Source organism: Pseudomonas sp. ADAK7 (assembly GCF_012935675.1).
Lineage (GTDB): Bacteria > Pseudomonadota > Gammaproteobacteria > Pseudomonadales > Pseudomonadaceae > Aquipseudomonas.
In genome coordinates this window covers 1,932,682-1,945,329 of the sequence record NZ_CP052861.1, presented here as the reverse complement: position 1 = coordinate 1,945,329, position 12,648 = coordinate 1,932,682, and the positions used below count along the sequence as shown (strand labels likewise).

Below are 12,648 nucleotides of genomic sequence, written 5' to 3'. Positions count from 1 at the left end.
TTATGTCAGTTTCCGCCCCGAACGCTGTCCTCTCGGTCAGCGGTATCGGTAAGACCTATGCCCAACCGGTCCTGACCGGCATCGACCTGACGCTGATGCGCGGTGAAGTGCTGGCGCTGACCGGTGAGAACGGCGCCGGCAAAAGCACCCTGTCGAAGATCATTGGCGGGCTGGTCACACCGACCACCGGCCAGATGCAATTCCAGGGTCAGGAATACCGCCCCGGCAGCCGCACCCAGGCTGAAGACCTGGGCATTCGCATGGTCATGCAAGAACTCAATCTGTTGCCGACCCTGTCGGTGGCGGAGAACCTGTTTCTCGACAACCTGCCAAGCAACGGTGGCTGGATCAGCCGCAAGCAGCTGCGCAAGGCGGCGATCGAAGCGATGGCCCAGGTCGGCCTCGACGCGATTGACCCGGACACCCTGGTTGGTGAGTTGGGCATCGGTCACCAGCAAATGGTCGAGATCGCCCGCAACCTGATCGGCGATTGTCATGTGCTGATCCTCGACGAACCGACCGCGATGCTGACGGCCCGTGAAGTCGAGATGCTGTTCGAGCAGATCACGCGCCTGCAAGCCCGCGGCGTGTCGATCATCTACATTTCCCACCGCCTCGAAGAACTGGCGCGCGTGGCCCAGCGCATTGCGGTGCTGCGCGACGGCAACCTGGTCTGCGTCGAGCCGATGGCCAACTACAACAGCGAGCAACTGGTCACCTTGATGGTCGGTCGCGAGCTGGGCGAACACATGGACATGGGCGTGCGCAAGATCGGCGCGCCCGCCTTGACGGTCAAGGGGCTGACCCGCTCCGACAAGGTGCGTGACGTGTCTTTCGAAGTGCGCGCGGGTGAGATCTATGGCATTTCCGGGCTGATCGGGGCAGGGCGCACCGAGTTGCTGCGCCTGATTTTCGGCGCCGACACGGCGGACAGCGGCACGGTCGCGCTGGGTTCGCCAGCCAAGGTCGTGAGCATTCGTTCGCCGGCCGACGCGGTCGGGCACGGCATTGCGCTGATCACCGAAGACCGCAAAGGCGAAGGCCTGCTGCTGACCCAATCGATCAGCGCCAACATTGCCCTGGGCAATATGCCGGTGATTTCCAGTGCGGGCGTCGTCAACAACGGTGACGAAATGGCCCTGGCCCAGCGGCAGATCAACGCCATGCGTATCCGCAGTTCCAGCCCGACGCAACTGGTGTCCGAGCTGTCCGGCGGCAACCAGCAGAAAGTCGTGATCGGCCGTTGGCTGGAGCGCGATTGTTCGGTGATGTTGTTCGACGAGCCGACCCGCGGCATCGACGTCGGCGCCAAGTTCGACATCTATGCCTTGCTCGGCGAATTGACGCGCCAGGGTAAAGCGCTGGTGGTGGTGTCCAGTGACCTGCGCGAACTGATGTTGATCTGCGACCGGATCGGCGTGTTGTCGGCGGGGCGTCTGATCGACACGTTCGAGCGCGACAGCTGGACCCAGGATGATTTGCTTGCCGCCGCTTTTGCCGGCTACCAAAAACGTGATGCGTTGCTCAACGAAGCAGCGCCTAGGGATCTTCCATGAAAACTGCAACGTCTGCCGGTAAACGTAGTGGCAATTTTTACGGCCTCGGCACCTATCTGGGCCTGGCCGGTGCCTTGCTGGCGATGGTCGCGCTGTTCTCGGTGCTGAGCAGCCATTTTCTGTCTTATGACACCTTCAGTACCCTGGCCAACCAGATTCCCGACTTGATGGTGCTGGCGGTTGGCATGACCTTCGTGCTGATCATCGGCGGCATCGACCTGTCGGTCGGTTCGGTGCTGGCGCTCGCGGCGTCGGCGGTCAGCGTGGCGATTCTGGGCTGGGGCTGGAGCGTATTGCCGGCGGCCTTGCTCGGCATGGCGGTGGCGGCATTGGCCGGGACCATCACCGGTTCGATCACCGTGGCCTGGCGCATTCCGTCGTTCATCGTGTCCCTGGGCGTGCTGGAAATGGCCCGTGGCCTGGCGTACCAGATGACCGGCTCACGCACCGCCTATATCGGTGATGCCTTCGCTTGGCTGTCCAACCCGATTGCCTTCGGTATTTCGCCGTCGTTCATTATTGCCTTTGTGATCATCATCGTCGCCCAGGCCGTGCTGACTCGTACCGTGTTCGGCCGCTACCTGATTGGCATCGGCACCAACGAAGAAGCCGTGCGCCTGGCCGGGATCAATCCAAAGCCCTACAAAATCCTGGTGTTCAGCCTGATGGGTCTGCTGGCCGGCATCGCGGCGCTGTTCCAGATTTCCCGTCTGGAGGCTGCGGACCCGAATGCCGGTTCTGGCCTGGAGCTGCAAGTGATCGCCGCCGTGGTGATCGGCGGCACCAGCCTGATGGGCGGTCGTGGTTCGGTGATCAGCACGTTCTTCGGTGTGTTGATCATTTCCGTACTGGCGGCCGGCCTGGCGCAGATTGGTGCGACCGAGCCGACCAAACGCATCATCACCGGTGCGGTTATCGTGGTGGCAGTGGTCCTGGATACTTATCGCAGTCAGCGCGCAAGCCGGCGGACCTGATTCATGGCAACGATCAAGGATGTGGCGGCACTTGCAGGAATTTCCTACACCACGGTGTCCCACGTGGTGAACAAGACGCGGCCGGTCAGTGAAGAAGTGCGGGTGAAAGTCGAGGCGGCGATCAAAAGCCTCGACTACGTACCCAGCGCCGTCGCGCGTTCGTTGAAAGCCAAAACCACGGCGACCATCGGTTTGCTGGTGCCCAACAGCCTCAACCCGTACTTCGCCGAGCTGGCCCGGGGCATCGAGGATTACTGCGAGCGTAACGGCTACTGCGTGATCCTCTGCAACTCCGACGACAACCCGGACAAGCAGCGCAGCTATTTAAGGGTGCTGCTGGAAAAACGCATCGACGGCTTGATCGTGGCTTCGGCCGGTGGCGATGCCGGGCTCGCCGAAGGCCTGGCCGGCGTGCGCACGCCAATGGTGATTGTCGACCGTGGGTTGGAAGGGGTGAATGCAGATCTGGTACGCATTGATCACGAATACGGCGCGTACCTGGCCACCCGGCACTTGCTGGAATTGGGCCACCGGGACATCGCCACCATCGGCGGGCCGGCAGATACCAGCGTGGCGCAAATGCGTCTGGCCGGGTACTGCCGGGCGTTGAAAGAGGCGGGCGTCGAGGTGCCGCGCGAGCGCATGCTGGAAAGCGATTTCACCAGTACCGGCGGTTACAGTGCGGCGGCGATCCTGCTGGAACAGAATCCGCCCAGCGCGATTTTCGCCGGTAACGACATGATCGGCATCGGTGTGCTGCGCGCGGCCGCCGAGCGCAACATTCGTGTTCCCAGCGAGCTGTCGGTGATCGGCTTCGATGACATTCAAATGAGTCGTTATGTCTACCCGGCACTGACCACTGTCGGCCAGTCGATCCTGCAGCTCGGTGAGATGGCGGCCGAAGTGTTGTTGCGCCGGATTGCCACGCCGGACCTGGCCACCGATCAACGGATCGTGACCCCGAGTATCGTCTTGCGAGAATCGACTGCGCCGCTGGCCGGTGTGTTCTCCGAATTCCGCTGAAAGCACCGCAGAAACCGAATTGATGAGTAGTGACGTATGCCAGCAAAAGTAGTGGTAATAGGCAGCCTGAACATGGACCTGGTGACCCGGGCGCCACGGCTGCCCCGTGGCGGTGAAACGCTGATCGGCCAGTCATTTTCCACGGTCTCCGGCGGCAAGGGCGCGAACCAGGCCGTGGCCGCCGCGCGACTGGGCGCCCAAGTGGCGATGGTCGGCTGTGTCGGGACTGATGCCTATGGCCAGGAATTGCGCGGGGCGCTGTTGGCCGAGCAGATCGATTGTCAGGCGGTCAGCATCGTCGACGGCGCCAGCGGCGTGGCCTTGATCGTGGTCGATGACAACAGCCAGAACGCGATCGTGATTGTCGCCGGTGCCAACGGTGAGCTGACGCCTGAAGTGATCGACCGTTTCGACGCGGTATTGCAAGCGGCGGACGTGATCATCTGCCAGCTGGAAGTGCCGGACGCCACGGTGGGGCATGCGCTCAAGCGTGGTCGAGAACTGGGCAAGACCGTGATTCTCAACCCGGCGCCGGCCAGTCGTCCGTTGCCGGCGGATTGGTATGCGTCCATCGACTACCTGATCCCCAATGAAAGTGAAGCGGCGGCCCTGAGCGGGTTGCCGGTGGACTCCCTGGAAACCGCCGAAACTGCCGCCACCCGATTGATCGGCATGGGTGCCGGCAAGGTGATCATCACCCTCGGTGCCCAGGGCTCGCTGTTTGCCAACGGCACCGGCTTCGCGCATTTCCCAGCGCCAAAGGTGCAGGCGGTGGATACGACGGCGGCGGGTGACACCTTTGTCGGCGGTTTCGCTGCGGCGTTGGCGTCCGGCAAAAGCGAGGCCGAGGCGATCCGTTTCGGCCAGGTTGCTGCGGCGCTGTCTGTGACCCGGGCCGGTGCCCAGCCCTCTATTCCAACCTTGTCCGACGTACAGGCCTTCAAGACACCATGAAAAAGACCCCTTTGCTCAACGTCGCGTTGTCGCGGCTGATCGCGTCCCTGGGCCATGGCGACATGGTGGTGATCGGCGATGCCGGCCTGCCGGTGCCGCCGGGCGTCGAACTGATCGACCTGGCCCTGACCCACGGGATTCCGGACTTCATCAGCACCTTGAAAGTGGTGCTCAGCGAAATGCAGGTCGAAAGCCATGTGCTCGCCCAGGAAATCCTCGACAAGCAACCGACCGCTTTGATGACACTGAATGAGCTGAATACCGAAGGTGCCCTGGGCCAACGCGAACTGCTCAGCCATGACCAATTCAAAGTCCTCAGCCGGCAGGCGCGGGCGATTGTTCGTACGGGCGAATGTTCGCCGTACTGCAACATCGTGCTGGTGTCCGGAGTGACGTTCTAACCCGCTGTATCCCTTTCTGCTTTCCCACGCACAAGGAGTGCGCTATGCACCGCTATGCTCAGAAACTGCATCATCTGCTCCGGAGTCTGCTGCTTTTGTCCCTGATTACCGCAACAAGCGCCCAGGCGGCGGAAAAAATCGACTTGATCATCGACACCGACCCGGGTGCCGACGACGTGGTCGCCTTGCTGTTTGCATTGGCGTCCCCGGAAGAACTGAACATTCGCGCCCTGACCACCGTGGCGGGCAACGTGCGTCTGGACAAGACCTCGCGTAACGCGCGACTGGCCCGCGAGTGGGCAGGGCGCGAAGAGGTGCCGGTCTACGCGGGCGCGCCGAAACCGCTGATGCGCACGCCGATCTACGCCGAGAACATCCATGGCAAGGAAGGCCTGTCGGGTGTCACCGTGCACGAACCGAAGAAAGGCCTGGCCGAAGGCAATGCGGTCAATTACCTGATCGATACTTTGAAAGCCGCCAAGCCCCACAGCATCACCATCGCCATGCTCGGTCCGCAGACCAACCTGGCCCTGGCATTGATCCAGGAACCTGAAATCGTCCAGGGCATCAAGGAAGTGGTGATCATGGGCGGTGCGCACTTCAATGGCGGCAACATCACCCCGGTGGCCGAGTTCAACCTGTTTGCCGACCCACAGGCTGCGGAAGTGGTGCTCAAGAGCGGCGTGAAGCTGACCTACCTGCCGCTGGACGTGACTCACAAGATCCTCACCAGCGACGCGCGCCTGAAGCAGATCGCCGCGCTCAATAACAATGCCGGCAAGATCGTGGGCGATATTCTCAATGAATACGTCAAGGGCGATATGGAGCACTACGGCATCCCGGGTGGCCCGGTGCACGACGCCACCGTCATTGCCTACCTGCTGAAGCCGGAGCTGTTCACCGGTCGTTCGGTCAACGTAGCCATCGACAGTCGCGAAGGCATCACTTTTGGCCAGACCGTCGTCGACTGGTATGACGGTCTGAAAGCACCGAAGAATGCCTTCTGGGTCGAGAACGGCGACGCCCAGGGCTTTTTCGACCTGCTGACCCAGCGTCTGGCTCGTCTGAAGTAAGCGCTATGCCCGCAGGTGCCAACCTGCGGGTTTTACTCCCTGCCTGAATCCACTACGCCGGGGTAGTCGGCCGGGTATTTTTCGAATACCTGGGCGATAAACGACTGGGCCGCTTGCGTTCCCAGTTCCTTGACCAGTAGATCGATCCCAATGATTGCCAGCTCCTCCGGGCTTCCGGGGCTGTAAGAGCTGTGGCCCTGTGCCCACTTGGCTTTGATGTCGGCGTCGATACTTACGGTGGTCATGATGGCGCTCGTGAAGTCGGAAAAGTCTGAACGTCGAGTTAACCATTTTGCGCGACATTTGGCACTCCGACTTAGGCATGAGGGGAGGGCTATGCGACACTTGGTCTTTGATGGATTTTCAAGGACCGCGCTGTGCAGATCGATTTGAACACCCCTGACGGTTTGACCCTTGAGACCGTGCGCCAGCTACTGGCATCGGCCAGCGATGATGAACACACCCAGTTGCGAGTGACCAAGGGCGGCATCGCTTACATTTCGTCGGGCGTCGTCGGTGGCACCGACATCGGCGGGCTGTTGTTTCGTCTGGAGACGTGGGCCAAGGGCTCAGGGTACGTAGGAAACGTCGCGGCCAGTGATGAGGTCTGGGTCATGCAGATCTTCAACGCGCTGAAAGAGAACTGGCCGCATCCGCTTTACGACTACATCGACGTTTATTGAGCGTTGTTCATATTCAGTCACGATTGAGTGATGAACGATGCGGCGATGCTCAGGCAAACTCGGCGATTGTCCAGATCGAAGGCAGGGTGATAGCACTGCTTGGGAAACCAAACGCAAGATTGGCGGTCGCACGATCTCAGCTTAACTATTGAAAAAAGGAGGCTTCATGCCTTGGAAGCTCGCGTCATTGGGTACTTTGTTGGCCGTTGCCATGTTGGCCGGTTGCAGCACGCCCTCCACCGAGTCGACAGCAACGGACCCTGTGGTGACCGACACCGGTCACAGTCGGTGTGACTCAAAAGCTGCAGAGTTCACCATCGGCAAGAAGGCCTCGCCAGAGTTGCTGGAGCAGGCGCGTGCACGCGCAGGCGCGCAGAATGCCCGTATCCTCAAGCCCAGCGATATGGTGACCCTGGAGTATCGCTCCGACCGCCTGAACCTGAACACCGATGACAACCTGGTGGTCACGCGCATCAACTGCGGCTGATCCCCCGGCTTTTGTTTCGCCCATAAAAAACCCCGTCACATGGACGGGGTTTTTTTAGTGCGCCAGAAACTTACTCTGGGCGGACTTGTGCAGCTTGCATACCCTTTTGGCCTTTCTCAGCCACGAAGGAAACGGTCTGGCCTTCTTTCAGGCTTTTGAAACCGTCGCTTTCGATAGCTTTGAAGTGTACGAACAGGTCGTCACCGCCACCTTGAGGAGTGATGAAGCCGAAGCCTTTTTCATCGTTGAACCATTTAACGGTGCCGGTTTGGCGATTAGACATGGTGTATCTCCAAGAAACATATATTTTCAGTAGTACTGTGCTGCTCAGGCCAACTGGGCACACGGGACTATCATAGTCGAAATGTACGGTTTGGGAGCCCCCCGGAGGGCCTGTTTGCCAAACAGTCGTGCTTTCTTTGCTACCTGATCGGCCTGAAAGCCCCGTTTTAAAAGGCTTTCAGCCGAAAGTAAAGACGATAAAAAAAGCTGTAAAACCTGCATAAATTGTACGAAAAAGCGCTTTTCGGAGGCTTTTCATCGGCTGTTGAGGCCTTCAAAGCGTTCTTTTGGGCTTATTTTTTTGTCTGGGGAGCGGCTTTGCACGATGCAATTTTGGCCAATGCCTTCTGTTGCAATTCTGGACTGGCCTTGTTGTCCATCAGGGCTTGAATGTCGCTGGCCGGGTACGATTTGATCGCGTCGGCACCACAAGCGCAGTGAGCCTTGGCTGCCGCAGCGCCGATTTGCGGGGTGGCCGCCTGGGTGCACTGAGCCATGTATTTCTCACGCTCACCCTTTGGCCAATCGGCATGGGCGGCCAGAGGCAGCAGCAGGACGATGGGGGCGACTACAGCGAACAAACGATTCAGACGCATGCTGGGATGCTCCTTGTGGGTCAATGTCTTGTTATCTGAGGGGTAAAGCGGGGTTCAAGTTCAGCACTCTGGCATAAAAACGCCTGATTTGCCGCAGCAGAAAACCTCGTTGCCGCGACGACCGTTCATCTGTGCTAGCATGCCTCGCTCGGGCTTTTGCGGGCTCCGGATGACGTTCAGTCCCGGTAGCGGCAGAGACACGAATAACCCCTGATTTGAATCCCAGTCACTCTGGTTCGGTTTTCCGGTTGGCCGCAAGGCTCCTGCCGCTGTAAGGCAGGCGTTCGTCATTGAATGGCCTGGATCGGATCTTGTACTGGCTCATCCCAACCCACGTGACCTTTGGTAGGGGTCACCACTAGGAGAGGAGGCGCCATGCCAACTATTACTCTTCCCGACGGCAGTCAACGTTCATTCGATCACCCGGTTTCCGTAGCCGAGGTCGCCGCATCCATTGGTGCTGGCCTGGCCAAAGCCACCGTGGCCGGCAAGGTCAATGGCAAGCTGGTCGACGCCAGCGACATCATCGACAGCGATTCCACGCTGCAAATCATTACGCCAAAGGATGAAGAGGGGCTGGAGATCATTCGCCACTCTTGCGCCCACCTGGTCGGTCACGCGGTCAAGCAGCTGTACCCGACGGCCAAGATGGTCATCGGTCCGGTCATCGACGAAGGCTTCTATTACGACATCGCCTTCGAGCGTCCTTTTACTCCGGACGACCTGGCCGCGATCGAACAGCGCATGCAGCAGCTGATCGAAAAAGATTACGACGTGATCAAGAAAGTCACTCCGCGCGCCGAAGTGATCGAAGTGTTCAAGGCCCGTGGCGAAGACTACAAATTGCGCCTGGTCGAAGACATGCCGAACGAGCAGGCCATGGGTCTGTACTATCACGAAGAATACGTCGATATGTGCCGCGGTCCGCACGTGCCGAACACGCGCTTCCTGAAATCCTTCAAGCTGACCAAGTTGTCCGGCGCCTACTGGCGTGGCGATGCCAAGAACGAGCAATTGCAGCGCGTCTACGGCACTGCATGGGCGGACAAGAAGCAGCTGGCGGCTTACATCCAGCGCATCGAAGAAGCTGAAAAGCGCGATCACCGCAAGATCGGCAAGCGCCTGGGCCTGTTCCACACCCAGGAAGAGTCGCCGGGCATGGTGTTCTGGCACCCGAACGGCTGGACTCTGTACCAAGTGCTCGAGCAGTACATGCGCAAGGTGCAGCGCGACAACGGCTACCTGGAGATCAAGACTCCGCAGGTCGTTGACCGCAGCCTGTGGGAAAAATCCGGGCACTGGGCCAACTACGCCGACAACATGTTCACCACCCAGTCGGAAAACCGCGACTATGCCATCAAGCCGATGAACTGCCCGTGCCACGTGCAGGTGTTCAATCAAGGCCTGAAAAGCTACCGCGAATTGCCGATGCGCCTGGCCGAATTCGGTGCCTGCCATCGTAACGAGCCGTCGGGTGCACTGCACGGCATCATGCGCGTGCGTGCGTTTACCCAGGACGACGCCCACATCTTCTGCACCGAAGAGCAGATGCAGGCCGAATCCGCTGCGTTCATCAAGCTGACCATGGACGTCTATGCCGACTTCGGCTTCAAAGACGTCGAGATGAAGCTGTCCACTCGTCCGGAAAAACGCGTCGGCTCCGACGAGTTGTGGGATCGCGCCGAAGCTGCATTGGCTGCAGCCCTTGATAGCGCTGGCTTGCCGTACGATTTGCAGCCGGGCGAAGGGGCGTTCTACGGTCCGAAGATCGAATTCTCGCTGAAAGATTGCCTTGGCCGCGTCTGGCAGTGTGGTACCCTTCAGCTCGATTTTAATCTGCCTGTCCGTCTGGGAGCCGAATACGTCTCCGAAGACAACAGTCGCAAGCACCCGGTTATGTTGCACCGGGCGATCCTCGGATCCTTCGAACGTTTCGTTGGAATCCTGATCGAGCACTACGAGGGGGCGTTCCCTGCGTGGCTGGCTCCGACCCAGGCAGTGATCATGAATATCACTGACAAGCAGGCTGATTTCGCCGCTGAGGTTGAAAAAACTCTCAACGAAAGCGGATTTCGTGCCAAGTCTGACTTGAGAAATGAAAAGATCGGCTTTAAAATCCGCGAGCATACTTTGCTCAAGGTTCCTTATCTCTTGGTTATCGGAGATCGGGAAGTCGAGATGCAGACTGTCGCTGTGCGTACTCGTGAAGGTGCTGACCTGGGCTCGATGCCCGTCGCCCAATTCGCTGAGTTCCTCGCTCAAGCGGTTTCCCGGCGTGGTCGCCCAGATTCGGAGTAATTACTATTAAGCGTGAAATGAGACAAGATAAACGAGCTGCACCGAAAGCCCCGATCAACGAGAATATCTCGGCACGCGAGGTTCGGTTAATTGGGGCTGAGGGTGAGCAGCTTGGGATTGTGTCAATTGAAGACGCGCTTCTTAAGGCTGAAGAAGCCAAGCTCGATTTGGTGGAAATTTCCGCCGATGCTGTACCCCCTGTCTGCAAGCTGATGGACTACGGCAAATCGATCTTCGAAAAGAAGAAGCAGGTTGCCGCAGCCAAGAAAAACCAGAAGCAGATCCAGGTTAAAGAAATCAAGTTTCGTCCAGGGACGGAGGAAGGGGATTACCAGGTAAAACTGCGCAACCTGGTACGTTTCCTGAGTGATGGGGACAGGGCCAAGGTATCCTTGCGATTCCGCGGCCGTGAGATGGCCCACCAGGAGCTGGGGATGGAACTCCTCAAGCGAGTTGAAGGTGACTTGCTCGAGTACGGTTCGGTCGAACAGCATCCTAAGATGGAAGGACGCCAGCTGATCATGGTCATCGCCCCGAAAAAGAAGAAGTAATCATTTGGGCACGGCAGGCCTACTGATTATGTTTATCAACTGAATGCGGAGTATCCGAACATGCCAAAAATGAAAACTAAAAGTGGTGCTGCTAAGCGGTTTCTGAAAACTGCTAACGGTATCAAGCACAAGCACGCTTTCAAGAGCCACATCCTGACTAAAATGTCGACCAAGCGTAAGCGTCAACTGCGCGGTAGCAGCTTGCTGGCACCGTGTGACGTGGCAAAAGTCGAGCGCATGCTGCGCCTTCGTTAATTTAGTCAAGAATAGAGGAAGTAACTCATGGCTCGTGTAAAGCGTGGCGTCATTGCCCGTAAACGTCACAAAAAAATTCTGAAACTTGCTAAAGGCTACTACGGCGCTCGCTCGCGCGTATTCCGTGTTGCCAAGCAAGCGGTAATCAAGGCAGGCCAATACGCCTACCGTGACCGTCGTCAGAAAAAACGTCAGTTCCGCGCTCTGTGGATCGCTCGTATCAACGCTGGTGCACGTATCAACGGTCTGTCCTACAGCCGTTTCATCGCCGGCCTGAAAAAAGCGTCCATCGAGATCGACCGTAAGGTTCTGGCTGATCTGGCAGTGAACGAAAAAGCGGCGTTTGCTGCGATTGTCGAGAAAGCTAAAGCCACCTTGGCTTAAGTACCCCCGACAGTCACCCGGCCTCACCTCTGTGGGGCCAGGTGTTAAACGTCATAAATAGGGGAAGAGCCTTCAAGCTCTTCCCCTATTTTGTATCTGGAGTCTGTACATGGAAAACCTGGACGCGCTGGTCTCTCAAGCTCTAGAGGCTGTGCAAAGCGCTGAAGATATCAATGCCCTGGAGCAAATCCGGGTTCACTACCTTGGCAAAAAGGGCGAGTTGACTCAGGTGATGAAGACCCTGGGGAATTTGCCGGCAGAAGAGCGCCCGCAAGTCGGCGCGCTGATCAACGTTGCCAAGGAGCGTGTCACAGAGGTTCTCAACGCGCGCAAGGCACTGTTTGAAGAGGCCGATCTGGCCGCCAAACTGTCCGCCGAGTCGATTGACGTGACCCTGCCTGGCCGCGGCCAGACCTCGGGTGGCCTGCATCCGGTTACCCGCACTCTGGAACGTATCGAACAGTTCTTCACCCACATTGGCTACGGCATTGCCGAAGGCCCTGAGGTCGAAGACGACTATCACAATTTTGAAGCGCTCAACATCCCAGGCCATCACCCGGCCCGGTCGATGCATGACACCTTCTATTTCAATGCCAACATGTTGCTGCGCACCCATACCTCGCCGGTACAGGTCCGCACCATGGAATCGAAACAACCGCCGATCCGTATCGTCTGCCCAGGCCGTGTGTACCGTAGCGACTCCGATATCACCCACTCGCCGATGTTCCACCAGGTCGAAGGCCTGCTGGTCGATCGCGACATCAATTTCGCCGACCTCAAAGGCACCATCGAAGAGTTCCTGCGCGTGTTCTTCGAAAAAGAACTGGCCGTGCGTTTCCGTCCTTCGTACTTCCCGTTCACCGAGCCATCCGCTGAAGTCGATATGGAATGCGTGATGTGCAGCGGTAAAGGCTGCCGTGTCTGCAAGCAGACCGGCTGGCTGGAAGTCATGGGCTGCGGCATGGTTCACCCGAACGTGTTGCGTATGTCCGGAATCGACCCGGAAGAGTTCTCGGGCTTTGCCTTCGGCATGGGCGTTGAGCGTCTGGCCATGCTGCGTTACGGCGTGAACGACTTGCGTCTGTTCTTCGACAACGACTTGCGGTTCCTCGCGCAATTTCGCTAGTCGTA

Annotated in this window: 16 protein-coding genes; 13 read left to right on the top strand and 3 right to left on the bottom strand. The window is 58.6% G+C overall.

Annotated elements, in window-relative coordinates; translation table 11 throughout:
* The first annotated feature begins 2 nt into the window (after positions 1–2).
* The 6 genes from HKK53_RS08965 to HKK53_RS08940 are packed head-to-tail and all read left to right on the top strand — an operon-like array spanning position 3 to position 5,981.
* A complete protein-coding gene (locus HKK53_RS08965) occupies positions 3–1,556 on the top strand; it encodes a sugar ABC transporter ATP-binding protein (RefSeq protein ID WP_169370519.1) in 1,554 nt (517 codons plus the stop codon).
* Entirely contained in the window at positions 1,553–2,530 is a 978-nt protein-coding gene (locus tag HKK53_RS08960; protein ID WP_123599265.1) for an ABC transporter permease, read from the top strand. The genes HKK53_RS08965 and HKK53_RS08960 overlap by 4 nt, the downstream gene beginning before the upstream one ends.
* 3 nt (positions 2,531–2,533) lie before the next feature.
* Entirely contained in the window at positions 2,534–3,553 is a 1,020-nt protein-coding gene (locus HKK53_RS08955) for a LacI family DNA-binding transcriptional regulator (protein WP_169370518.1), read from the top strand.
* A 36-nt stretch (positions 3,554–3,589) separates the two neighbouring features.
* Positions 3,590–4,507, top strand: a complete 918-nt coding sequence (gene rbsK, locus HKK53_RS08950) for a ribokinase (protein ID WP_169370517.1) — start codon at positions 3,590–3,592, stop codon at positions 4,505–4,507.
* Positions 4,504–4,908: a D-ribose pyranase gene (gene rbsD, locus HKK53_RS08945; protein WP_133836999.1), complete on the top strand. Its 405-nt coding sequence runs from the start codon at positions 4,504–4,506 to the stop codon at positions 4,906–4,908. The genes rbsK and rbsD overlap by 4 nt, the downstream gene beginning before the upstream one ends.
* 44 nt (positions 4,909–4,952) lie before the next feature.
* A complete protein-coding gene (locus HKK53_RS08940; protein ID WP_149658830.1) occupies positions 4,953–5,981 on the top strand; it encodes a nucleoside hydrolase in 1,029 nt (342 codons plus the stop codon).
* A 32-nt stretch (positions 5,982–6,013) separates the two neighbouring features.
* On the opposite strand, the gene HKK53_RS08935 is transcribed toward HKK53_RS08940, so the two are convergent.
* Entirely contained in the window at positions 6,014–6,226 is a 213-nt protein-coding gene (locus HKK53_RS08935) for a hypothetical protein (RefSeq protein WP_169370516.1), read from the bottom strand.
* 132 nt (positions 6,227–6,358) lie between these two features.
* Between HKK53_RS08935 and HKK53_RS08930 the strand changes: the two genes are divergently transcribed.
* Positions 6,359–6,664, top strand: a complete 306-nt coding sequence (locus tag HKK53_RS08930; protein ID WP_169370515.1) for a hypothetical protein — start codon at positions 6,359–6,361, stop codon at positions 6,662–6,664.
* Between the two features lie 166 nt (positions 6,665–6,830).
* The gene (locus HKK53_RS08925) at positions 6,831–7,151 is read left to right on the top strand and encodes an I78 family peptidase inhibitor (protein ID WP_169370514.1); all 321 of its coding nucleotides are present in this window, start codon (positions 6,831–6,833) and stop codon (positions 7,149–7,151) included.
* Between the two features lie 70 nt (positions 7,152–7,221).
* Here HKK53_RS08925 and HKK53_RS08920 read toward each other — a convergent pair whose 3' ends face one another.
* Positions 7,222–7,434, bottom strand: coding sequence for a cold-shock protein (locus HKK53_RS08920; protein ID WP_003179963.1), 213 nt, complete (start codon positions 7,432–7,434; stop codon positions 7,222–7,224).
* A gap of 292 nt (positions 7,435–7,726) precedes the next feature.
* The gene (locus HKK53_RS08915) at positions 7,727–8,029 is read right to left on the bottom strand and encodes a hypothetical protein (protein WP_169370513.1); all 303 of its coding nucleotides are present in this window, start codon (positions 8,027–8,029) and stop codon (positions 7,727–7,729) included.
* A gap of 375 nt (positions 8,030–8,404) precedes the next feature.
* On the opposite strand from HKK53_RS08915, the gene thrS reads away from it, so the two are divergent.
* The 5 genes from thrS (at position 8,405) to pheS (ending at position 12,643) form a co-directional block, all read left to right on the top strand.
* Positions 8,405–10,327, top strand: a complete 1,923-nt coding sequence (gene thrS / locus HKK53_RS08910) for a threonine--tRNA ligase (protein WP_010455934.1) — start codon at positions 8,405–8,407, stop codon at positions 10,325–10,327.
* Positions 10,327–10,878, top strand: a complete 552-nt coding sequence (gene infC, locus HKK53_RS08905) for a translation initiation factor IF-3 (RefSeq protein ID WP_176469887.1) — start codon at positions 10,327–10,329, stop codon at positions 10,876–10,878. The genes thrS and infC overlap by 1 nt, the downstream gene beginning before the upstream one ends.
* 60 nt (positions 10,879–10,938) lie before the next feature.
* Positions 10,939–11,133 carry a 50S ribosomal protein L35 gene (gene rpmI / locus HKK53_RS08900; RefSeq protein WP_008145659.1) on the top strand — a complete coding sequence of 65 codons (195 nt, stop codon included), beginning with the start codon at positions 10,939–10,941 and terminating at the stop codon, positions 11,131–11,133.
* 27 nt (positions 11,134–11,160) lie between these two features.
* On the top strand, positions 11,161–11,517 hold the full coding sequence (rplT, locus tag HKK53_RS08895) for a 50S ribosomal protein L20 (protein ID WP_007905879.1): 357 nt from the start codon (positions 11,161–11,163) through the stop codon (positions 11,515–11,517).
* Between the two features lie 109 nt (positions 11,518–11,626).
* Complete coding sequence (pheS, locus tag HKK53_RS08890; RefSeq protein WP_007905876.1) at positions 11,627–12,643, top strand: phenylalanine--tRNA ligase subunit alpha; 1,017 nt, start codon at positions 11,627–11,629, stop codon at positions 12,641–12,643.
* Positions 12,644–12,648: the final 5 nt, after the last annotated feature.